At 39.0% G+C, this 23023-nt stretch carries 22 protein-coding genes, 3 pseudogenes and 2 riboswitches; of the genes and pseudogenes, 21 read left to right on the top strand and 4 right to left on the bottom strand.

Annotation, left to right across the window (positions count from 1 at the left end; genetic code table 11):
• The first annotated feature begins 6 nt into the window (after positions 1–6).
• The 8 genes and pseudogenes from CVD23_RS07725 (at position 7) to CVD23_RS07700 (ending at position 8101) form a co-directional block, all read left to right on the top strand.
• Complete coding sequence (locus CVD23_RS07725) at positions 7–996, top strand: DUF4179 domain-containing protein (protein WP_180955593.1); 990 nt, start codon at positions 7–9, stop codon at positions 994–996.
• A gap of 255 nt (positions 997–1251) precedes the next feature.
• Positions 1252–1364, top strand: a riboswitch (SAM riboswitch).
• Positions 1365–1510: 146 nt separating this feature from the next.
• Positions 1511–2033, top strand: a pseudogene (locus CVD23_RS22965) (methionine ABC transporter ATP-binding protein); the annotation flags it as partial.
• A 77-nt stretch (positions 2034–2110) separates the two neighbouring features.
• The gene (locus CVD23_RS22960; protein WP_376739730.1) at positions 2111–2533 is read left to right on the top strand and encodes an NIL domain-containing protein; all 423 of its coding nucleotides are present in this window, start codon (positions 2111–2113) and stop codon (positions 2531–2533) included.
• Positions 2534–2546: 13 nt separating this feature from the next.
• Positions 2547–3197 carry a methionine ABC transporter permease gene (locus tag CVD23_RS07715; protein ID WP_101578911.1) on the top strand — a complete coding sequence of 217 codons (651 nt, stop codon included), beginning with the start codon at positions 2547–2549 and terminating at the stop codon, positions 3195–3197.
• A gap of 20 nt (positions 3198–3217) precedes the next feature.
• Complete coding sequence (locus tag CVD23_RS07710) at positions 3218–4102, top strand: MetQ/NlpA family ABC transporter substrate-binding protein (RefSeq protein WP_101578876.1); 885 nt, start codon at positions 3218–3220, stop codon at positions 4100–4102.
• Between the two features lie 194 nt (positions 4103–4296).
• Positions 4297–5316: pseudogene (locus CVD23_RS22845) on the top strand (HAMP domain-containing protein); the annotation flags it as partial.
• Positions 5311–6258, top strand: a complete 948-nt coding sequence (locus CVD23_RS22840) for a methyl-accepting chemotaxis protein (RefSeq protein WP_374702622.1) — start codon at positions 5311–5313, stop codon at positions 6256–6258. The pseudogene CVD23_RS22845 and the gene CVD23_RS22840, both read left to right, overlap by 6 nt.
• A 418-nt stretch (positions 6259–6676) precedes the next feature.
• Entirely contained in the window at positions 6677–8101 is a 1425-nt protein-coding gene (locus CVD23_RS07700; RefSeq protein WP_101578874.1) for a S8 family peptidase, read from the top strand.
• Positions 8102–8313: 212 nt separating this feature from the next.
• Here the strand turns inward: CVD23_RS07700 and CVD23_RS07695 are convergent, their stop codons facing one another.
• Positions 8314–8784, bottom strand: a complete 471-nt coding sequence (locus CVD23_RS07695) for a hypothetical protein (RefSeq protein WP_101578873.1) — start codon at positions 8782–8784, stop codon at positions 8314–8316.
• Positions 8785–8887: 103 nt separating this feature from the next.
• On the opposite strand from CVD23_RS07695, the gene CVD23_RS07690 reads away from it, so the two are divergent.
• Entirely contained in the window at positions 8888–9091 is a 204-nt protein-coding gene (locus tag CVD23_RS07690; protein ID WP_101665650.1) for a YwbE family protein, read from the top strand.
• 209 nt (positions 9092–9300) lie between these two features.
• Here CVD23_RS07690 and CVD23_RS07685 read toward each other — a convergent pair whose 3' ends face one another.
• Positions 9301–10263, bottom strand: coding sequence for a glycosyltransferase family 4 protein (locus CVD23_RS07685; RefSeq protein WP_101578871.1), 963 nt, complete (start codon positions 10261–10263; stop codon positions 9301–9303).
• A 207-nt stretch (positions 10264–10470) separates the two neighbouring features.
• On the opposite strand from CVD23_RS07685, the gene CVD23_RS07680 reads away from it, so the two are divergent.
• From CVD23_RS07680 to CVD23_RS07670, 3 genes are all read left to right on the top strand, one after another.
• Positions 10471–11172 (top strand): glycosyltransferase, encoded by a 702-nt coding sequence (locus CVD23_RS07680; RefSeq protein ID WP_101578870.1) that lies wholly within the window; start codon positions 10471–10473, stop codon positions 11170–11172.
• Positions 11173–11296: 124 nt separating this feature from the next.
• Complete coding sequence (locus CVD23_RS07675) at positions 11297–11752, top strand: hypothetical protein (RefSeq protein WP_142382826.1); 456 nt, start codon at positions 11297–11299, stop codon at positions 11750–11752.
• Between the two features lie 359 nt (positions 11753–12111).
• Complete coding sequence (locus CVD23_RS07670) at positions 12112–12540, top strand: DUF1801 domain-containing protein (RefSeq protein WP_101578868.1); 429 nt, start codon at positions 12112–12114, stop codon at positions 12538–12540.
• A 201-nt stretch (positions 12541–12741) separates the two neighbouring features.
• Here CVD23_RS07670 and CVD23_RS22835 read toward each other — a convergent pair whose 3' ends face one another.
• On the bottom strand, positions 12742–12951 hold the full coding sequence (locus CVD23_RS22835) for a hypothetical protein (RefSeq protein ID WP_125928970.1): 210 nt from the start codon (positions 12949–12951) through the stop codon (positions 12742–12744).
• A 781-nt stretch (positions 12952–13732) separates the two neighbouring features.
• On the opposite strand from CVD23_RS22835, the pseudogene CVD23_RS22830 reads away from it, so the two are divergent.
• From CVD23_RS22830 to CVD23_RS07640, 7 genes and pseudogenes are all read left to right on the top strand, one after another.
• Positions 13733–13914 (top strand): annotated as a pseudogene (locus tag CVD23_RS22830) (DinB family protein); the annotation flags it as partial.
• Between the two features lie 38 nt (positions 13915–13952).
• On the top strand, positions 13953–14177 hold the full coding sequence (locus tag CVD23_RS22825) for a DinB family protein (protein ID WP_374702621.1): 225 nt from the start codon (positions 13953–13955) through the stop codon (positions 14175–14177).
• 287 nt (positions 14178–14464) lie between these two features.
• A riboswitch (SAM riboswitch) is annotated at positions 14465–14574 on the top strand.
• Positions 14575–14648: 74 nt separating this feature from the next.
• The gene (locus tag CVD23_RS07660) at positions 14649–15788 is read left to right on the top strand and encodes a 5-methyltetrahydropteroyltriglutamate--homocysteine S-methyltransferase (protein ID WP_101665649.1); all 1140 of its coding nucleotides are present in this window, start codon (positions 14649–14651) and stop codon (positions 15786–15788) included.
• Between the two features lie 312 nt (positions 15789–16100).
• Complete coding sequence (locus tag CVD23_RS07655; protein ID WP_180955595.1) at positions 16101–16379, top strand: autorepressor SdpR family transcription factor; 279 nt, start codon at positions 16101–16103, stop codon at positions 16377–16379.
• Positions 16372–16983: a hypothetical protein gene (locus CVD23_RS07650; protein WP_101665647.1), complete on the top strand. Its 612-nt coding sequence runs from the start codon at positions 16372–16374 to the stop codon at positions 16981–16983. Before CVD23_RS07655 ends, CVD23_RS07650 begins: the two co-directional genes overlap by 8 nt.
• A gap of 142 nt (positions 16984–17125) precedes the next feature.
• Complete coding sequence (locus tag CVD23_RS07645; protein WP_101665646.1) at positions 17126–17311, top strand: hypothetical protein; 186 nt, start codon at positions 17126–17128, stop codon at positions 17309–17311.
• A gap of 49 nt (positions 17312–17360) precedes the next feature.
• The gene (locus CVD23_RS07640) at positions 17361–17684 is read left to right on the top strand and encodes a DUF1572 family protein (RefSeq protein ID WP_101665645.1); all 324 of its coding nucleotides are present in this window, start codon (positions 17361–17363) and stop codon (positions 17682–17684) included.
• Positions 17685–18068: 384 nt separating this feature from the next.
• On the opposite strand, the gene CVD23_RS07635 is transcribed toward CVD23_RS07640, so the two are convergent.
• Positions 18069–20390 carry a transporter substrate-binding protein gene (locus CVD23_RS07635; protein WP_101665644.1) on the bottom strand — a complete coding sequence of 774 codons (2322 nt, stop codon included), beginning with the start codon at positions 20388–20390 and terminating at the stop codon, positions 18069–18071.
• 258 nt (positions 20391–20648) lie between these two features.
• On the opposite strand from CVD23_RS07635, the gene CVD23_RS07630 reads away from it, so the two are divergent.
• Both CVD23_RS07630 and CVD23_RS07625 read left to right on the top strand, forming a co-directional pair.
• Complete coding sequence (locus tag CVD23_RS07630; protein WP_101578864.1) at positions 20649–21698, top strand: aliphatic amidase; 1050 nt, start codon at positions 20649–20651, stop codon at positions 21696–21698.
• 80 nt (positions 21699–21778) lie between these two features.
• On the top strand, positions 21779–22867 hold the full coding sequence (locus tag CVD23_RS07625) for an AAA family ATPase (RefSeq protein WP_101578863.1): 1089 nt from the start codon (positions 21779–21781) through the stop codon (positions 22865–22867).
• The last annotated feature ends 156 nt before the right edge of the window (positions 22868–23023 follow it).

The following is a 23023-nucleotide window of genomic DNA, read 5'->3' as shown; positions in this document are numbered from 1 at the left end:
GAGAAAATGTTGATGTATAAAGATTTAAACGAAATAAACATCGATTTGGAACAGTATGAAGAACAATACCTTACGAACTACGAGAAAAAGAAATGGGAAAAGCGTATATTAAAAAAAATGAGAAAGCAAAAGCCAACCCATAAGAAGAAGTATTTAGGTGTTACAGCAGCCGTTATATTAGCAACAGTGATTTCAATTAGTACCGGTATGGTGTCTGTTGCAAATATGCCATTTGTTGGTGGTATGATTGAAGAATATATTGGAAGTAATGAGCAAGTGGATTATGCCACATATAAAACTGCAATTGGTACTACTGCTGAAAATGAATACGGTAAATTGACATTGAATGAAGTGTTGATTGATGGTGGCCGATTATTAATCAGCTCCACTTTTGAACCAGCAGAGGGGATTGATTTTGATTATAAAATGAATCCAATGCCAAAAGTACTGATAAATGGAGAGAATCTCACTTCACTTACAGGCGGGCAATCTGTGGAAATAAATGATTCGATGTATACGATTTACAACGATGTTGAAATCACAGACATTCCTATTGGTGAAACTATTCGCTTCCATATTGAGTACGATCGCTTAGACTTAGAGATGCCGATCGATAATCCTTGGATTTTTGATATCGATGTTCCAACTGAACAGTTAGCCGCATCAAGTGAAACGATTGCATTCAATCAAGAAATACAACTTGGAAATGGACAATCCATTCGTCTAGAGAAAATGATTGTGACACCAATTTCAACGATACTTTATTATGACTGGCCAGAACAAGCAAACCACATCGCATTTAAAATTGTAAGTGAATCTGGGGCTGAAATACTACCAAACAGTATGGCTATTGATCCTGAAGAATCTTATAACCGATATACATCAATCGACTTACAATCAGAGAAATACTATTTAGTGCCGTTTGAGACGTCAGCTAACCCTCATGCTACTAAACCAGGTAAGGTGATGGAACAATCTATACTGATCAATCCATAATATTTTTTAGTCAATTAGAATTAATTAAGTATGTCACTATGCACAGATTCGTAAATATTTAAAATTACGTTTGTAGGAGACAGACAAACAACAGCTAAACCGTGAAATGATACATTTAAGATGAAGATGAACAGGACAACGTCTATTATACGGTAAAGCCCTTGCAAATAAGTGATTATTTCGACTTTTAGCACTTGAGTTGACATTGGTAAAATTAAAATATATAGTGAAGAACATAATTAAATAATACGTTATTTCTTATCTAGAGATGTGGAGGGACTTGGCCCTATGATACCTCGGCAGCGGGTTTTTACATTTGTAAAAATACTGTGCTAATTCCAACAAACGTAAGTTTTGAAAGATAAGAAGAAGCTTCTGCGATTAACTAAACTTAAGAGTTTACACTTTTATTTTTAATAATGCATGCCTCTTCTGTCTAATGACGGAAGAGGCATTTTTGATTTACAGGGCTGTTGGTTCGCAGGCTTTTACATAAAGCGGGGAGGAGATAGTTATGATTGAATTTCAGACAGTGAAAAAGGTTTATGAATCGAAGAAGCAAACTGTTGAAGCTTTGAAGGGAATTAGCTTAACCGTTGACAAAGGCGACATTTTCGGAGTTGTTGGATACAGCGGAGCGGGAAAAAGTACATTGATCCGTCTGGTCAATCTGCTTGAGCGCCCGACCGGGGGACAGGTTTTGGTTGGGGGGAAGGCGTTAACCGATTTAAAACCAAAGGAATTGCGGGCCGAAAAGAAAAAGATTGGCATGATCTTTCAGCATTTTAATCTGCTCAATTCAAAAAACGTGTTCGATAATGTTGCGATGCCTCTGGTTTTGTCGGGATTTCCTAAAAAGGAAATTAAACAGAGAGTAGAAGAGCTGTTGGAGTTCGTTGGTTTAGCGGGCAAAGCGAAAAATTATCCTGACCAATTATCTGGCGGGCAAAAACAGCGTATTGGGATTGCGAGAGCGCTGGCTACAAACCCATCCATTCTCTTGTGTGACGAAGCAACATCTGCATTGGATCCGCAGACCACTAGTGATGTGCTGCAGCTTTTAAAAAAGATTAATAAAGAATATAACATTACGATTCTATTGATTACCCATGAAATGGCTGTCATTAGGGAGATATGCAACAAGGTCGCGGTAATGGAAAACGGGTTGGTCGTAGAGCAAGGATCTGTCCTGGATGTCTTTTCTAATCCGCAAACAGAAACCGCACGGAAATTTGTGCGCACAGTTATCCATGATGAGGTTCCGCAAAGTTTTCTGAACACTCTCAAGGATGAACAGCCAATTATTTGGAAGATCAATTTTGTTGGCGCTACCTCGGGCAAACCATTGTTATCAACAATTGCAAAAAAATTTGATGTTGATTTAAACGTCCTTTCGGCGAATATTTCTGAAGTTCAGGAAACTCCTTTCGGAAACTTGATCATAGAAGTAACCGGCGACAAACAAGAGATTGAGAAAGCGTTCCAATATATTGAGGCACAAGAGATTATGATTCAGGAGGTGAAAGTAAATGGTTAATACATTTTGGGGCATGGAGATCACCGCTGAACAGTTGATAACGGGTTTCAGTGATACCCTTTATATGGTGGCACTTTCGCTGTTATTTTCCGGATTAATTGGGCTTCCACTCGGAATCCTGCTTGTTATTACTAGGAAGGGCCATATTTTGGAAAATAAATGGATTTTTAATATCCTCAATCCGATCATCAATATTTTAAGATCCGTGCCATTCATTATTTTGCTGGTCGCCATCATCCCGCTTACCAGATTGATCGTGGGAACAGCGATTGGAACAAATGCAGCAATTGTTCCGCTCGTCTTTTATGCGGGCCCATATATAGCCAGACTGGTTGAAAACTCGCTGCTCGAGGTTGACAAAGGAATTATTGAAGCAGCTCAGGCAATGGGGGCAACAACCTGGCAAATTATATATCGCTTTTTGATTCCTGAAGGGCTAAGCTCATTAGTTCTCACTTTTACAACTGCGACGATCGGACTCGTTGGAGCTACAGCTATGGCCGGTGCTGTCGGGGCAGGCGGAGTAGGGGATCTGGCCTTAACATACGGGTATCAGCGGTTTGATACGATGACAATGGTAGTCACAGTAGCGGCTCTCGTCGTCATTGTTCAACTATTGCAATCTAGCGGGAATGTTCTTTCACGAAAAATAAGAAGAAGATAATCAACCAGGAGGAAAACAGAATGAAGAAATTATTACTTACTATACTTGTTTTAGCGCTTGCGGTATTTGCAGCAGCGTGTGGAAATGGCAATGAAAGCAAGGAGTCAAAAGAAAGCGGATCAGAAGAAACAAAAACAGTTAAGGTCGGCGTCAGCAGCGGAGATACAAAAACATGGGATTTCATTGTTGAGATTGCCAAAGAAGAGGGTTTAAACATCGAGCTTGTGAAGTTCAACGACTATATTATGCCGAATATGTCCCTTGCTGAGGGAGAGATTGATGCTAACGCATTCCAAACGATCTCTTACTTTGACGAATTTATTGCCGATCGAAATTTAGATTTAGAAGCGATCGGATCGACTGTAATTGCGCCTATGGGCATTTACTCAAATAAGCATGACAAGCTTGAAGATTTGGGCGAAGGTGCTTCAATTGCAATGCCGAATGAAGGCACGAATTTTGGCCGGGCCCTATTGCTTCTGCAAGAAGCTGGCTTAATCACCTTAAAAGAAAACTTTGACGGAATCGGTTCTTTGGATAAAGTTGCAACGAATCCAAATAATTTGAAATTTGAGCTTGTTGCGGCCGGTAACACCCCGCGTTTCCTTGAAGACGTAGATGCATCGATCATTAACAACAACTTTGCTGTTGAAGCAGGACTTACATTGGAAGATGCATTGTTCCATGAGAGTGCAACTGCCAAACCATACATTAACATTATTGCCGTTAAAAAAGGGAATGCTGACCGTCCAGAGCTTCAAAAATTGGTTGAAATCTACCATTCAAAAGAAGTGGAAGACTTCATTATCAAAGAATATAAAGGAAGCTCAATTCCAACATTTGTTTCTCTTGAAGAACTTTTAAATTACAAGGACGCATGGACAAAACCTGCAGCGGAAAAGTAAGCATATATTAAGCCTGGCGGTCTTATGACTTCCAGGCTTTTCTAAAAAATAGCATAAGGCATTTTAGTTCGAAATACCTAGTAAACAGGGAATTTTACTATATACATAGGAAAAACGCAGTGCTATATTAAACACAAGGAAAAAAGGTAGTTTATGATTAATCTATAAAATAATACCAGAATAGGGTGGTCATCATGTTATCAAACATCACGATCAGGTCAAAATTAATTATCTCATTTATTGCTGTTTTACTCCTTCCAAGTGTAATAATCGGATGGACATCATTCAGTAACTCAAAAAACAAAGTTGAAGAGCAAATTTCGATTTCTGCAAAAGAATCTGTATCATTATTAACTGCTACAATTGACCAATTTATCGAGCCTGAAATGAAAAATATTGACTATTTGTCAGAAGGCATAACAGCTGATACATACCAAAACGCAGACAATTTCCGTACTAATACATTAACAGCTTTTATTGAGACTCATCCAGAGATATCAACTATCTATGTTGGTACTGCGGATGGAACCTTTATCAATGCACCAGCCCAGGAGATGCCTGCTGGGTATGACCCGCGTGAGCGGCCATGGTATAAAAGTGCTATGAGCGAAAAAGGAAAGGTTATCATTACAAGTCCATTTGTTTCTGCAACTACTGGAGATTTCGTAGTGGGGATAGCAAAGATAGTAAAAGACGGAACAGCAGTTTTAGCTTGTGAGCTTAAATTGGAGACAATTGAGAAAATTACCAACGAAGTAAGTATTGGAAACAAGGGTTATACATTTATTTTAGATCAAGATAAAAAAATAGTTGCTCACCCTAGCTTGAAGTCAAATGAGGAACAAACTGCGGATTGGGCAGGCAATATGTTCAAAAGTGATACCGGCAGTTTTAATTATACTTTTGATAAAGAAGATAAAAAAATGTTTTATGCGACAAATCAATTTACCGGTTGGAAAATTGGCGGTTCGCTTAATCAACAGGAAATAGATGATGAAGCACAACCTATTTTAATTGGCACAGTTGAAGTGCTTGCCGTTGCCATAGTATTGGGAGCAATTATCGTATTTCTAATTATCAGGTCTATAATAAAACCGCTTGGACGACTAGTGAATATATCCGAGAAGATTGGTGCAGGTGATCTAACGGAAAAGGTCGAACTGAAGACAAAAGATGAACTGGGCAAATTAGGAGAAAGCTTTGACAAAATGGTGGATTCCTTACGGTCGATACTTTCCAGCTTAAGTACATCCATTGAACAGGTTGCTTCTTCTTCTGAACAATTAAAGGCAAGTGCAGATCAAACCACTTCGGCAACAGAGCATGTGGCATCTGCTATTCAAGAAATCGCAGGCGGTTCTGAAACGTCCAGTGAATTACTCGAAAAAAATTCCACTTCCATTGATGAAGTTCTTCAAGGAGTGTTGCGAATTGCTGAGAGTTCGACAAACGTATCAGATTTATCCAGAGAAACATCTGCGGAAGCTGAAGATGGCGGCAAGTCAGTAGACAGTAACTTGGTCCAAATGGAATCAATCCATGCATCTGTAGGTGAATCAAATAAAGTGATTCAATCCTTGGCGGTGCGTTCACAGGAAATCGGTAAAATTGTTGAGGTTATTAATGGTATTGCCGAACAAACCAACCTTCTTGCTTTAAATGCTGCAATTGAAGCGGCAAGAGCCGGTGAACACGGTAAGGGATTTGCGGTTGTCGCAGATGAAGTGCGCAAATTGGCTGAGCAATCACAAAGCTCGACTAAATTGATTTCTGAACTAATTAGTACAATTCAGAGAGATACCGAGCAATCGGTTAAGATCATGGAAGAAGTTACAGTCAATGCCGAACAGGGTGTTAAAGTCTCTGTAGAAACCTCGCAAAAATTTGCGAAAATCATTCAGAGTACAAAAGCTATTACACCACAGATTGAAGAAATTTCAGCAACTGTTCAGCAAATTTCAGCAAGTGTGGAAGAACTGTCAACGTCAGCCACGAATATTACTCAGCTGGCAAAAGTAAATTCTTCTAACTCTGAAGAAGTAGCAGCCTCAACTCAAGAGCAGCTAGCTTCGATGGAGGAAATCAACTCTTCTGCACAATCACTTGCCTATATGGCGGAAGAATTAAAAGATCTGGTAAACAGGTTCAAAATATAAACAAAAAGGAACCTTGATTTCGTTCCTTCACAAACTGACGGTAAACCCCATCTCAATTTGTCGATTGAAATGGGGTTTTCTCGTTTCTATGTGTTACTCGGTTGGATATTTACTGGCTAACCAGCTAGATAGCCCAAATGACATTGATAATCCAACTACTGCTTATAAGTATATATCTTTCTATCTGTAGCAACATCAAATCATCAGCCTTGTCAATTATATAACAACGAAAAAGCTTAACTGTTCTTTTAAGCTTTCTACATGTTCCATCGCTGAAGAATTAACCACTCTGTCTCAAATCTTCTCCCCCCTCCACAAAAAAACTTTATATATAAGACATTCCAGTGATTTCCTCAGTTTATTTTTTGCCCTCTTTTTACAAGATAATAGAAAGAGGATACTAAACAGGGGTGTGAATATGAGAAGAACAAAATGGTTACTTGCAGCAGGTTCGGTTGTTTTCCTGCTCATTTTTACAGCTGTTCAGCTTTTGCAGGAGGATGAAACCGAGCAGCAGAGCCGGACAACGCCTCGAATCAACACAAGCGGCCAACTGAGGGTGCTGCAGAATAAACGCAGCAACCCGCTTAATGCCATAAATATCAACAACGTCCAAAATGGAGAAGATATTACAGCGAGGCTGAATCATGATCCGGAAATAAAGGTTATCTATCACAACAACCAGGACACAAGCCATTATTATGACCATCAGGCAGCTGTGGACTTCATCTCAGAGCCTTCAGAAGAAGAGATCAGCCGGATTGCCAGCGATATCGAAGGAAGCATGGTCAGACACTTTAATTCTACATATGTGTTCCGCTCAGATAGCCGAGATACAGCCCAGCTGCTTGACTACTTTAACACACGGGAAAACATCGAATTTGCGGAGCCGCATTATATCCTCTTGCAAAATGGGCTGAATATACCGAATGACCTGATTTACAGGGAGCGGTACCAATGGAACCTTCCTGTCATTGAGACAGAGCAAGGATGGAACATTTCCCGCGGTAATAAACGGATTAAAATCGCGATCGTTGACACAGGGGTGGATCTGGATCATCCCGACTTAAAAAACCGGCTCAGCGAAGGTTATAATGTACTCGCGAATAACAATAACCCGGATGATGACAATGGTCATGGGACACATGTGGCCGGGATCATCGCTTCTGAAACCAATAACCGGGAAGGGACCGCCGGTGTCACCTGGTTCAATAAAGTCATGCCAATCAAAGCACTGGGCGCTGAAGGTTATGGCACTACCCTTGATATTGCGAAGGGTATTTTTTGGGCAGTCGATCATGGAGCGGATGTCATTAACCTCAGTCTTGGTAATTACCAGCGATCCGGCGTGATGGAGGAAGCTGTAGAGTATGCCTATAACCATAATGTTGTAATTGTTGCGGCTGCGGGAAATGACAATTCCGAACAGCCTTCATTCCCTGCCGCCTATCCGCAAGTTCTGAGTGTTTCGGCTGTGGATTATAATGGGAATCGGGCAGAATTTTCAAATTATGGCGACTTTGTTGATATTGCCGCACCGGGTGTCTATATTCCAAGCACGTATGTTCATAACCAGTATGCAGCCCTCTCGGGTACCTCCATGGCCGCCCCGCATGTGACTGGACTGGCAGGTTTGATTCTGTCTGCCAATCCGGAGCTTTCCAATCTTGAGGTCATGCAAATTATCAAAACATCGGCGATCGATTTGGGGTATAAAGGAAAAGACGAAAACTTTGGCAACGGGCTAATCGATGTAAACAATGCCCTTCAATCAGCACAAAACAGGCAAACCCGCCCTGAAAAACCGTTAGAAAAACTCCGCAATATTTTTAATCTGCGCTAAAGGGCCGTTCCGCTTTCATAGATAAGTGTCCCTTTTTCATGCAGGCGGGCATCAGGGCATTTAATAAGCGTCAGCAAATATGCTTTCACCGGCTGTGTTACAAATGAACCACTTTATGAGATTTGGCAAATTGGTTTAATTGGCCGCGATCATACGATAGACGAAAAAAGAAGGCTGAGATCCACCAGGCGCTGGATCTAGCCTTCTTTTGTTTAGCGGCGCTTAAAGCCTTCTTCTTCTAAGTACTGTACAGCTTCATTATAGGACGGAAAAGTTCCATCTAAGTTAAGCCCTGCATATGTATTCCACAAATCGTCTTCTTCTATCAGGATAAGGGTTTGGTTTTCAGAATTAATCCAGAGTTCTTGCGGAGCATCACCAATAATAGCGGCTTCCTCGTTGGAACGCGGTGCGAGCGATTTAATGGCATCTGCAATAATGGTCCGGAGTTCACTCTCATCAAAATCGCGGATGTTGACAAGACCTTTATCATCGGTTTGATAGCCTTCTGCCAGCTCGGCATACACAAAACCGTTACCGTTAGGATGAAGGTGGTAAACGACATTTTTTTTGTCAAATGCACTTTCTTCATATTGAAAGTTCACGCGGCCAAGCGATACATTTTTTCGCTCGAGTTCAGGAAAAGACTCGATAATCGCCAATTTCTGTTCAAAAGTTAACATGCTGCCTCCAGTTAAGTGGATTTTCAATTCGGTTCATTATATCATTAGAAGTGCATATCACAAAGCCAGTACAGCTGCAGAAAAAGAAAGGACACGATGATATATGACAACTGAAGGAAATTACCGAAAAAATATTGAACCTGGCCTGGAGGTTGAGATCGTTTTGAAAAAGGATCAGCGGACCGGGATGTTGACACGGGGAATTGTCAAAGACCTGCTTACGAATTCGAGCGTCCATCCGCATGGAATCAAAGTCCGCCTGGCTGACGAACAGGTCGGAAGAGTGAAATCAATTATTAGAAAATAATGATCTCCAAAGTAAAAGACACACGCTAATAAGCTTGTGCCGACGTCTTCTGACTGCCAGTTCTCAGGCAGTAAACGTTGGAATAGTCTGAAAGGGAGCTCCATTTTTTCAGAAGAAACAACCTATTCTGCACCGGCAATGAAATTTTGATCTTACTTGAGCTATTGGGCTAAGTCTTGACCCATAACCCGCTGCCATAATGATTCCTTTCAACTTTTATCCCATTTTTCATATGTCTGGATCGTTCTTTTATATAATTTCAGATATTTTCTAGTAATCATATTAATAGAAAAATGTTTTTCGACATACTGTCTCATTTTTTGGGGATCCGGACTCTTGTTCTTTCTAATGATTTTGATCATTTCTTTCTTTGTATCACAGAGTAGTTCGGGAAAACCTTGCATCGTTTCCACTACGCCACCTTTTCGAAAACAAATGGCTGGTGTTCCGCATGCCATTGCCTCAATTGGGACTAATCCAAAAGGTTCAAACCATGTTATAGGAAAAAGCACGAATTTTGCCTTTTTTATTAGGTTAAGTTTCTGTTCTCCACCAACTGGGCCGACATATCTAATTAGTTTGTTATCAATAAATGGCTGAACTTTTTCCTTGAAGTATTCCACTCCGTCCTGCTGAACAGGACCTGCAATAATGAGGGGTATTCCGGTCTCTTTTGACACTTCAATCGCAAAGTGAGTACCCTTATTTTCATTAATTCTTCCTAAGAACAACAAGTAGTTATCCTTTTTTCTGCAAAAAGGGTAATCATCTAGATTAAGGCCGTTATGAACAAATTCCCCCTTGCCTTTAGCTTTCTCCAGTAAAACGGCTTTACTTACGTATACAGGTGAAGGGATTTTCCTCGCTTTTGTTGTATGGCTAGTACAGATAGTTGGTATATTTAACTGTGCTTCCGCGACAAACCCCTTATGATCATGGATGATATCTACCCCCTCAGGCAACGTTTCTAATACAAATGATAGTAACGATTCACAGTCTTCAGGGTACTCAATTACTTTCCCTTTGCATGCAGAGCCTTTCTTGCCATAGAGGATCACTTCATGACCCATTTCAACTAATTGATTTGTAAGATAATAAACCTCTCTCTGGATTCCACCATAGTCAATAGGCGGTGTTACGAATGTTGGACTAGATATTTGCACGATTTTCATTAAATCACCATTCCAATTCAATCAACCTCAGTAATGTATGATATGTAAATTATTTATAATTGTATTTGGTTTATATCCTATTTTGGACAATTTGGTTGTCTGTCCAACATGATTATGATGAAGGTATATTTAGTCCGTCACAATCACTTTTTGTTCGTGATCTTCATAAATATAATAAAGATTTTATATATTTAACGGGGTGAACAGATGGTTTCAATAATTGCTTGTACGATGCGAGATCAGATGATGGACAATGTATTTGCCAACTATGCCAGACAAAAATGGGAAACCAAAGAACTTATAATCATTTTGAATAATGATCGAATGGATCTAAATAATTGGAGCAACAGAGCCAAGAAATATTCTAACATCTCAATCTATCAGCTGCCAGAGGAAAAAACATTGGGCGATTGTTTAAACTTTGGTATTTCAAAAGCTCGATATGACATTATCGCAAAGTTTGATGATGATGATTATTATTCCCCTTATTACTTAACTGAAGCAATGACAGCTTTTAAAAAGACTGGAGCAGAAGTAATTGGAAAAGGGACAAGTTTTCTTTATTTTGAACAAAATGATCTGCTAACGTTATATAGACAAGGCCTTGAAAATAAAGACGGTTCGAAATTTCTAAAAGGGGGGACTTTGATGTTTAAAAAGAGTTTATTTCCAAAAATAAAGTTCCCGTCACAGAAAGCCGGTTCAGATAGTCATTTTAGAAACCAATGTAAAGAGAATAACGTTAAGATGTATTCTACAAGCCGGTATAACTATGTGTGTCTAAGAAGGGCAGATTTAACAAGCCATACTTATCAACTTCCTCCAGAGGAATATATGAAAAACTGCGAAGTAGTTGAAACGACTAAAAATTTTGAATCGGCCGTTACAAAACGGTTTGGTAAGAAATGAAAATTTCTTACTCATGTAATGTGGACTAGTTATTTCGTAGTATCTGGGAAGGAGAGATATTTAGGTGGACAGTTCCTTCTTAACTGAGAGTGAAATAGAGTCTATCAATCTGTGGATATCCAAAATGGAACAAAAGAAAATTGTCGATAGTGATACAAAAATGAAAACCATCAGTGAAGCGGAAAATACTCTAGCACTTAATTATAAACGGATCGGATTTGGAAACAATCGCATTGTTTATGACCTTAACAATGGATTTGTGTTGAAAGTAGCAATCTCTGAGTCGGGGATACAATCCAATGAAACCGAATTTAATACCTACCAAAACTGTCCCTTAATCTTGCGAGTACATCTTTGCCCAGTAGAAGAGTTGGGCAATGGGTGGATTATTATGGAGAAGGCCCTTAACATCGTGCCAGATAACGAAGAGTATCAGCACAAGGTATCTGGATTGCAAAATAAATTTTTAAAATCAGGGATAAAGGCTAATGATATGAGGATTCGAAACTTAAGATTATCGAATGATGGTAAAATCATTGTCATCGATTATGGCGCATTTAAATATACGAAGAGAAAATAGGTTGAATGATATTTTTATGTATGATAAATTGCGACTTTTGACTATATAGATAATCATTACAAACCAACAATACACACCCTTCGTTTGGTTTTATTACTCTTGAATGAATTCCTGCATTTCTTTAAATTGCACTTTGTCAAAAAATAACAGGGCAACCGAAAGCGTCAAAATTTTGTGAGAGAATCTTATTACCGTCATAAAGTAGGGCATTCTTTAGGCTTAGATCATGAAAACGAAGTACCTGCATAACAGGAGAAAAGGATTTAAAGGCTTTACTTAAGCAGAAAAATAGGATCATAATTATTAAGCTTGGCTATTCAACTCCCATGACAAATAAAAAGGAGGAGCAATCCTAATTTATGTACCAATTAAAAACAAAAGAAACCGAAAACAGTGTCATTGAGTTTATTGAGAGTGTCGAAAACCCGAAAAAACGTGAAGATGCATACAAACTACTGGATATTTTTACTGAAACGACGGGTTACAAAGCGAAGATGTGGGGACCGAGTATTATTGGATTTGGTTCGTATCATTATAAATATGAATCCGGTCACGAAGGCGATGCGCCGCTAGTTGGCTTTTCGCCGCGAAAAGCCAAAATCAGTTTGTATTTTGCTACGGATGACACAACACGAGCGGACTTGCTGAAGGACTTTGGAAAACATACGACAGGCAAAGCGTGTGTGTATATCAACAAAATATCAGATATCGATGTGGATGTATTGAAGGCGTTAATCAACCAATCTGTAGCGTTTTTGAATGATATGTATCCGAACCCGCGCAATTAAGACGTTGTAGAGAAGAGTTGACTTAAGACTTTGATATTTCGTACTCAAACTGCTGATATGATTGCCATGCTAAAGAATCACCTCCAAGGATAACGCTTCCTGATGAGGTGATTTTTTCTAAGCGGTTGTTAGGTGATTCTTTGGGTTTGATCAATCATTTGTTCAAAAATGCTGGACTACCTTGACATTAAAATAACACGTTCAGAAAGTCATATTAATCCAATAGACGGGAGTAAGAAATACGTATAACAACAATTGACGTTCGTTTGCTGGTTTCCAATCAGGTTTTGGAAACGAGTTAAACAAGTCTTCTACATTACCTCTGACTGTAATTATGGGATTGATTGACTGAATCAACTCAATACATTCACTCGGTTGTGGACCTCTGAAAACAATGTCACCTAGACAAATAACCGCATCGGGAGCTTATTAGATTCCATATCAATTGATAACACAAATGCAGAAATTTTTCATGCCACGCCTGAATCGCTGGGAGAGGTGGTGTATCCGTGGGCTAGCTTGGAGGAGCTAGATAAACTACATACGAATGAAAAGACAAATTTAGTTTTGTTTGGCCATGTTCATCATGCTTTACCAGACAAGCGAATGGAAGAACAATAGTACATGCGGGGAGTGCAGGCTTTTCATTTGCTGGTGATAATCGTGCCAGTTATGCAATTATTGATATCGATCAAACAAATTTAGCTGTTCAATTAAGAAGGGTGTCTTATGACATTGAGAAGGTCATAAAGATAGCACAAAAGAGAAGCATGCCAGATATCGACGCGTTGGAGTATGGATTAAGACATGCCATTTATCCATACAGTGGTATGCCTGTGAAGTAGGTCTTACATTTTTTGTTCATTCAATGGGGGGTGTTTGAGTTAACTCCAAAGTTATGCTTAAGGAATGGACACATTCGAACTTATGTACGAACTAAAAACAATAAGAAACCGAAAATGAGATTTATTCGTTAACCCCGTGGGTGTTAATCAAACGTTTGTTTAAAAATCAGGATTATATTAACCTGGTCAGAAAAACTATGTAAACGCAATAGAGGATATATGAATTACGCCATAACAATATATTAAAAATTAGGGGACACTATGAAAGATATTCGAGTGCTTATAGTCGATAATGGGGAGGGTATTAGGGGTTTTTCGGAAAAATATCTGGAACGGAGGGTACTCAAATGTTGTTATTATTCCGATACAATTGGCAGGTAAGAGAAGAATGGTTCGAATGGTGTGAGCAACTGTCTGAAAAAGGAGCTACAACGTCCAAGAGTCGGTGGAAAAGGAGGTATTTTGCAAACACTTTTTCATATAGTGGACGTGGAACAAGCGTGGATTAGAGGATTACAAGGAAAGCCTAAATTTCATTTTATTTATGAAGATTAATCCTCACTTAAATTGATAGAAGATTTATCCAACAATTGTGTACCCGAAGTTGAGGAGTATGTTGGGAATTGGTCAGAGGATAATGAAACTCTTAAATTAGACGGATTTACATATGCTGATGTGATTCGGCACGTAATCGCTCATGAAATTCACCATATTGGTCAGTTGTCAATTTGGTCAAGAGAGTTAGGTTTGAAACCTGTTTCTGCTAATCTAATTGGAAGAGGACTACATTGACACACTCTCTTTTTTATAAATGGGTACTTATCTATAAAAAAGTAAAGTTGATACGAGTCGCCTTTCATTTTTTCAGCAAACTGTTCTAAAGCTACGGATTTGTATGCAGTATGCTTGTCGGGTATTCGGATCAAAACTCTTGTACTGGCCGGAAAGCAGATTAACATATTAAACCGTGTTTGTGAACTGTACAACCAATTTTCTGATAAAATTTTCTGAAATCTATTGCTTTAAGTTATCTCTTTATATGATAATAGTGACAATTATTAAAATTTAATAGATTTTTTTCCTTATCAAGAGAGGTGGAGGGAATGGCCCTATGAAACCCGGCAACCGCTGTTTTTTCAAACAGAATGGTGCTAAGTCCTAAAGAACAAGTTGTTCTTAAAGATGAGGAGGAGATTGAGTATTCAAACTCTTCCTTTTATCAGGAAGATTTTTTTTATTTATATAGAGAGGAGTTTTTCTAGGATGCTAAACGACAGCACAAATTTGCGTAATTCTAATCAAACAGTTTTATCAGAAGAGGCACCGTTCAGGGCTGATCATGTTGGAAGTTTATTAAGGCCAGACAAAATTAAAAATGCCCGTTTGCAAAGAGCGGCTGGAGAAATTACATTGGAGCGGCTAAGAGAAGTAGAAAATGAGGAAATTGTGAGGATTGTCAATAAGCAAAAAGAGATAGGACTTCAAGCAGTGACAGATGGAGAGTTCCGCCGGGCATGGTGGCATTTTGACTTCCTTGAAAATTTGATTGGTGTGGAAGGTCACGATACAGACAGTGGTATACAATTTCATCAAACTCAAACAAAATCACACGCGATCAAAGTGACCGGAAAATTGGATTTTGGGCAGCATCCGATGCTCGAAGATTACAGATTTCTACAGAGCATAGCCGAAATGCATACCACTAAAATGACGATCCCAAGTCCGAGTATGCTCCACTTCCGCGGTGAAATAGAAAAAGATGCTTACAGCGATGATGAAGAGTTTTTCCATGATCTAGCCTTAACGTATAAGAAAGCGATCCAGTCATTCTATGATGCCGGCTGCAGATACTTACAGTTGGATGACACTTCGTGGGCGTATCTTTGTTCTGAAGAACAAAAAGAGCATATTCGGGCAAGAGGTTTGGATCCCGACTATCTTGCTGGTATGTATTTAAAAACAATTAATGATGCGGTATCAGCCAGGCCTGCAGATATGAAAATTACAATGCATATTTGCCGGGGTAATTTTCGTTCGACTTGGATTTCTTCTGGTGGATATGAGCCTGTAGCTGAACTACTATTTGACAGGCTTAATATTGACGGCTTCTTTTTGGAATATGACACTGACCGCGCAGGTGGCTTTGAACCATTACGTTTTGTGAAAAGACCTGATTTGAAGATCGTATTGGGATTGATAACATCTAAGTTCGGAGAATTGGAGAATGCGGAAGAAGTTAAACGCCGTATTGAAGAAGCCTCCCGTTTTGTCGATTTACATCAGCTGTGCCTGAGTCCGCAATGCGGTTTTGCCTCTACAGAAGAGGGTAATTTACTGACAGAAGAACAACAATGGGCAAAACTCCGCCATGTTGTGGAGATTGCTCAAGATGTTTGGAAGTAACTTCCTTGTCACAGAGACAGCAAAAACAGTTAATCTTAAAAAATTTCGACAGAACTTTAGGAAATGATGAAATGGAAGCGCAACTGAACAGATTACTTATTGGACTTCCCTAGATAGAAAACTATTGGAATAACAGCAATTTTCCCTTGATTGGCTACATGCCTTTCAAGGGTTTCTTTTTATCAGCATCTCACCTTTCCGGTGAAAGTGACTAACTGAATAATGTTATTGACATTCTAATTCCGTCGACTATAATTTAAGTAGTTAAGTAATTACTTAAATATTTAAGAGGGAGGTAAGTATTGATTGTCCATAAATGAGTTATTTAGAGCTTTATCTGATGAAAATAGAAGGAAAATATTAGACCTACTGCGAAAAGGAGATATGACTGCTGGAGATATTGCGAAACATTTTGATATGAGTAAGCCTGGAATATCACAACATTTGTCGGTTCTAAAAAATGCTGATTTAGTGTATGCCGTAAAAAAAGGACAGTATGTTTATTATTCTTTAAATTCAACTGTTTTCCAGGATGTTATGAAATGGATTATCCAATTTAATTCAAACTCTAAGGAGGAAAATCATGATTAAAAAAATTAGCATATGTGTTTTAACCATTTTATCTTTCATTGTAAGTATATATTTCTATGCCGCGAATTTTACCTTTGATGAAGCAAGGTATGGTCCAAGTGAAGTCATATTATATGTTATTCCGTTCACGATGGTTATGGTAAACAGCAACCTCTTTATCCTTCCAAAATTGATTAAACAACAAGGGTCATACTCTCGTTTTATAAATGGCCTTGAAAACATTTTTTTGTCACTGTCAATGATCCTATTTATGCTTCATTCTGGCTTGCTTCTTGTCTCAACAGGAACAGAAGTTAACTTGCTTCTACTAATTCCTATAAGCGTGGGAATTGTACTCATCACCACTGCCAACACACTTCCTAGATTCCAACTTGAATTAGATGGAAATTCCTCACCATTAACAAAATCAACTAGCCACGTATGGAATGTTGTAGTACGCCCATTTTCTTTTCCTTTGTTTGTCGGAGGTACTCTTATGTTATTTTCCGTGTTTCTCCCTGGGGCTCTGATGTTGATTGGTTTCTTCACGATACTTCTATGTACATTGTTTGCTTCTATATTTCGTGCGTATAGGGCATACCAAACACATGTAAATGATATATAAATAAATTTCATAAAGCATTTCTTTAACTGAAAAACGAACAATGTACTGAATCCTTCTGGTTTATTAAGACAATTTAATTCGTTGTTCGGTTTAGCTTATTACATTATGGAAATTCCTCATGTAAATATGGAGGAGGGTCTTTTTGAAAAAAGATAGTATTTGTCCAGAATGCGGATCGACCAAAACCAAAACTGGCGATTTTAAAGGTTATGGGGCCCTGTTTAAGAAAAACACCGTAATAACACACTCGCCAGTAGATGCTCATTTTTGTGTGAATTGTGGTTTTGTCTTATTTCTTAGAGTAAGAAACCCGGAAAAATTTATTTAATCATGTTGCACTGCCAGGCCGGAATAGGCAGGAAAAAGGGGGAAGGTTTGTGAATAATTTCGAACAAGAATATCTCTCGATAACAATAAACCAATTTAAACATTTTAAGGAGCGAGCGGAAAAGGCATTTAGTCAGCTATCAGAAGTACAATTACACAGGAAACCAAGTGAAGAATCGAATAACATCGCAATCATTATAAAACATTTGAGCGGCAATATGAGATTAAGATGGGTTGATTTTTTAACGACAGACGGAGAAGAGCCGTATAGAGACAGAGATGACGAATTTTGTGATAATGGAGAGTCTAAGAAAGATCTTTTATACAAGTGGGAAGAGGGATGGGATTTACAAAACACAAGTTCACCGAGCTAAATTGTTTTTTTTAGCTAAGCCTCTGATTGAATCATAGCTATTGCTAGAATCTACTTATCTCTCAGTTAAGACAGAAATTACGCCGGTGAAATCATACACCTTATCTCCAATAGCGGTGAGATGGATTGAAATTAAAATTGTATAAACTGCAATAACCCCTAGAAAAAACAGAAGAGCAGCCTTACTTTTTAGTTGTTAAAATGATAAATGTTTTTTAGGTGCACTCTTACACTTAGAAAGCTGAAGATCAATAATTTTACAACAGTTTCATTTGAATCCATTAATAGCAGGGGGAAAAAGTTGGAACGAACTTAGCGTTACTTTGGTTTTGAAATCAGCTTTAAGATATGGCTCTGCTTTTATCAATGCTGATTTGCAAGTTAATCATGAAGATTTAATTTTAATATCAAACTCTTTCAGTTTTCGGTAGAGTGTGCTTCTTGAAATTCCGAGAATTTTGGAGGCTTCTGTTAAGGTAGCTGTCTGGTTAACAGCTGTGATAATCGACTGTTTCGTCGACTCATTAAGTGATAACTCTGTTAAGGAGGTATGAGAATTATTTTTCACGAACAGATCGTCTGGGAGATGGTACGGTTGAATCATATCTTCAGGAATAGCTAATAAAAAGCTACGCTCCAAAATGTTACGAATCTCCCGGACATTTCCCGGCCACGGATAGGACAAAAGGATTTCCAAGGCTTTATTGCTGATCCGATTTGGCCCGTCCTGATATTCCTTCTGAAATTGAGCAAGAAATTTTTGCACTAATTCCAAAATGTCCTCCCTTCTGTCACGGAGTGCTGGTATATGAATGGATAGTACATTCAGCCGAAAATATAAGTCAGAACGGAACGATCCGTTAAAAGCAATTTCTTCTTTCAAGCTTTTGTTGGTAGCAGCGATGATCCGGACATCAATTGCGCGCTCTTTCGTATCCCCGATTCTGGTAATCTTACGCTGTTCAATCGTCCGCAGCAAAGCAGCCTGTTGTTCAATTGGCATATCACCAATCTCATCCAGGAATAACGTGCCCCCTTGTGCCATTTCAAACTTTCCAATTTTCCCCCCTTTTCTTGCCCCTGTAAAAGCTCCATCTACATAGCCAAACAATTCGCTTGCAATCAGATTTTCCGGTAACGCCGCTGTGTTTACAGCAATAAACGGTTTTTGGGCACGCAAACTTTGCTCGTGTATCGCACAGGCCAGGACTTCCTTTCCGACACCTGTTTCACCAAGAATAAGCACATTTGCATTAGAACGTGTGGCCACCTCTGCTATCTTTAATTGTTTTTGAAACGCTGCATTTTTCGTCACAATGGGCGAGAATATCACTTTTGCACCTTGAACGTGACGCTCATTGTATATTTTTTTTCGAAGTACAATCAATTCAAAAAACGACTCAATAAATTCCCTAATGATTGTGAAAGTATGCCTCAGTTCGTTTAATCTATTATTACTTATCACTTGTCCAGCTGTGATCTCAAGAATGTCACAAGCTTTTTGGTTAGCATAGACTATTTGTCCAATATTTGATATAAGCAGAACCGGCTCGTCTGAAATTTTCCCCCACTCCAGAATCATTGCTTGCCAATCGACTTTTGTTGGTTGTTTGTGCAATCCGTTTGTTTCCTCTAAAAAAAATGGACTGGCTTTGATCGTGTCTTTCGAGTCCCACACAATTGTAAACTGTCCATTTAGACAAACCCGGCCAATTCGGATTTTTCTGCTTAAATGATGATTGTTATCTATAGAGATGGTACCCTCCGGTGTTTCATAAGTTTTTCCTGATAAATAATCAAGAAGTGTTTGATAATATGTGCTTTGCGTTTCGGTGATCGATTCTAGCAAAAGCCTTACGCCGATGTACGTGTTGAGCATAACAGAGGAAATGACAGTGTCGCACCCAATAAATTTGTTGAACTCTTTAACAAATCGAATGTTATCCTCTGAATCGATGGATTGAAAGTAACCGCCACAAGCATAATGGCCTGCCATATAGGTAGCTCCAATTGCTTCGATTTCTGATTCTTTTGTAATAGGACTGAAAACCGGTATTTTTTCAGCTGAAAAGCCTGCCTCATATAATGCTCGATAAAAAGGAATCTGACTTTCACCGACTACCGTGGATAACACTACATCGGGTGCGGTTATCTTCAGTTCATCGATAATGGATGAAAAATTTGTATGACCCAATGGAAGGTGATGCTCTCCGACGACGGAACCATTCTTATTGCCTAGAAGATAATGAACCTGCTGATTTGTATAGTGAGGATAAATATAATCGCTTCCAATTAAAAAAATATTTTTTCCAAAGTGACGGGTAATATAGTCCAGCATCGTTTCGATTTGCTGATTCGGAACTTCGCCGGTATAAAGTACATTTTTATCGATTTCCTTTCCTTCATAAAGTGCAGGGTACATTAACAAACAATCATGTTGTTTTAACAAGGGCAGAATCGCTTTCCGGCAGGCAGATGAATAACATCCTGCAAATATACGGATACCAGTGGCAATCAACTTCTTAATTTGATAGACAGCAACATTTGGATCGGACTTGATGTCTTTCGTTATAAACTTAAATTCAACCTGGCTGTCACACTCCTTTTCAAATCCTTCTAAAGCAAATTTTGCTATCTGGTATTGGCCTTTTTCCGTTATGGAAGTGGTGCCAGTTAAAGAAAATAATAATCCAATTTGTACAATCACCGATTTACCTCCCCCGTTTTGTTTCAAAATGACTCACTGTTTTAAATTGAAACAAGTAAACTCAAACGACGTTTAGACTCGTTATGGATTGTATAAATCTCCGAATTTTCTGAATACATTGTAACAAATTCAAACAAGTCTTTCAAATCTGTCTGAAAAAAGCCGATTTTAAGGGGATATGAAGTTGGCATGGAACTTGCAATAAACATTATTGTGTAGTGAATATACACAAAAAAATGATGAAGAGGGGAATCTTTTATGAGACACGGTGATATTACAAGTACGAATGATACTGCAGGTGTGGCTGTTGTGAACTACAAAATGCCTCGGCTGCACACGAAGGCGGAGGTTTTGGAAAACTGCCACAACATTGCCGATATGATTGCCGGAATGAAAAAGGGGCTTCCGGGTATGGATCTAGTGGTTTTTCCTGAGTACAGTACCATGGGCATCATGTATGATCAGGAAGAAATGTATGCAACAGCAACTACTATCCCCGGAGAAGAAACAGAGATTTTTGCTCAAGCGTGTCGAAAGTCTAACGTATGGGGCGTTTTTTCCTTAACAGGTGAACAACATGAAGACCATCCAAATAAAACTCCATATAACACATTAATACTTATGAATAACAAAGGTGAAATCGTTCAAAAGTACCGTAAAATTCTACCTTGGAATCCAATCGAACCATGGTACCCCGGTAATTCAACACATGTTGTAGAAGGTCCTAAAGGATTAAAAATCAGTTTAATTATTTGTGATGACGGCAATTACCCTGAAATTTGGCGAGACTGTGCGATGAAGGGTGCCGAATTGATTGTTCGTTGTCAAGGCTATATGTATCCATCGAAGGAACAACAAGTGATGGTAGCGAAAACGATGGCTTGGATGAATACATCTTATGTAGCTGTTGCAAATGCTACCGGTTTTGATGGTGTGTACTCCTACTTTGGCCACTCTTCGATTATTGGGTTTGACGGTGGCACTCTGGGAGCCTGTGGAACTGAAGAAAATGGGATTCAATATGCGGAACTGTCCGTCTCACAAATTCGTGATGCAAGAGCCAACTGGCAATCACAAAACCATCTGTTTAAGTTGCTCCACAGAGGATATACCGGAATCCTGCAATCAGGTGAAGGCGACAAAGGTATTGCTGATTGCCCATTTGACTTCTACCGTACATGGGTTTTGGATGCAAAGAAAGCACAGGAAAACGTCGAACAAATGACAAGGAAAACAATTGGGACAGCCCAATGCCCAATCGAGGGAATCCCGCATGAAGGAAAGGAAAAGGAAGCAGGCATTCGTTAAAGGGCATCCACTTTACTACCGAGTCAGATGGGACTTTTCCTATCTGGCTCTACTGAAAGTGATCTTAGGAGGTGCAACGAATGCCTTACATTACTGATCGATTGCAATCTTTAAACGGTGCCGAGGGCAGTAAGAAAGAAGATTCCCTTCATAATCTGTCCGTATCACCCGAGCGAAAACTTCAAACCAGATTTCGTTTTGATGTAGATGAGATTGTAAGTGCCTTGCGGGAAAGAATATTCGGGCAAGATGAGGCCCTAGCTCTTGTGGAAAATATATTGCGTATTACTTGGTCCGACATTTCTGAACAAAACCGCCCTCGTTTTATTTCGTTGTTGGTTGGCCCTACAGGTGTTGGTAAAACAGCAATTGTTGAACTATTGGCTGAAGTTATGCACGGCGACAAAGACCAATACAACAGGATTGATATGAATACTTTGGCGCAAGAACATTACGCCGCTGCATTTTCAGGCGCTCCACCTGGCTATGCCGGCAGTAAAGAGGGATCCACAATCTTTAATAAAGGTAAGGTTGAGGGGACTTTTGGAAAGCCCGGGATAGTTTTATTTGATGAAGTGGAAAAAGCTGACCAGGCAGTTGTTCAAGCCTTGTTAAACGTTTTTGACAACGGGATTTTACGTTTAACATCGGGTGAGGCCGAAATTAATTTTCGCAATTCGATCATTTTCATGACTAGCAATATTGGTTCAAGGACTGTTTTTGAATTTGGGGAACCTAATTTTAAAGCTAAGGTCACGCGATTATTTTATTCGATGAAGTACGGGACCAATTCATTAAAGGAAGTTGTCAATCGTCAATTGGAAAAACATTTTGCCCCGGAATTCTTGAACAGAATTGATGAAACTGTTGTTTACCAATGGTTAGATGAGGACGCATTGGATAAAATGATTGATCTGCTAATAAGTGATTTAAATAAGCGGCTTCAAAAACACCGATGTCGGGTTGGATTAGAGGAAGGAGCCAAGGATTGGTTAATCAAAAAAGGATTTAGCCGCCAATATGGAGCTAGAGAATTAAAACGTGTCTTTAGAAAACAAGTAGAAATTCAATTAGCGAGGGAGTTGCATTCACTAACGTTAGGAGAAAATGACGTTGAATTTATTGTTAGAAAATCAGCAGATCAGCTCACAATAGAAAAACATGGCTGATGAAGGGTTTAACTAGCTAAAGATACAACTGAGGTAAAATAGCGGTGGAGCGATGCAAATGAAAAAAATTTATGTAACAGGCAGTGCATATTATCTCGACAAAATGCAGACGCACGATTAATTTTATGTCGCTCCGCTCTTTTTTTCTTTCATATA

Origin of the sequence: Bacillus sp. V33-4, assembly GCF_002860225.1 — a bacterium.
Classification (GTDB): Bacteria; Bacillota; Bacilli; order Bacillales; family Cytobacillaceae; genus Bacillus_BJ; species Bacillus_BJ canaveralius.
This window is presented reverse-complemented; position numbering and strand designations above follow the sequence as displayed.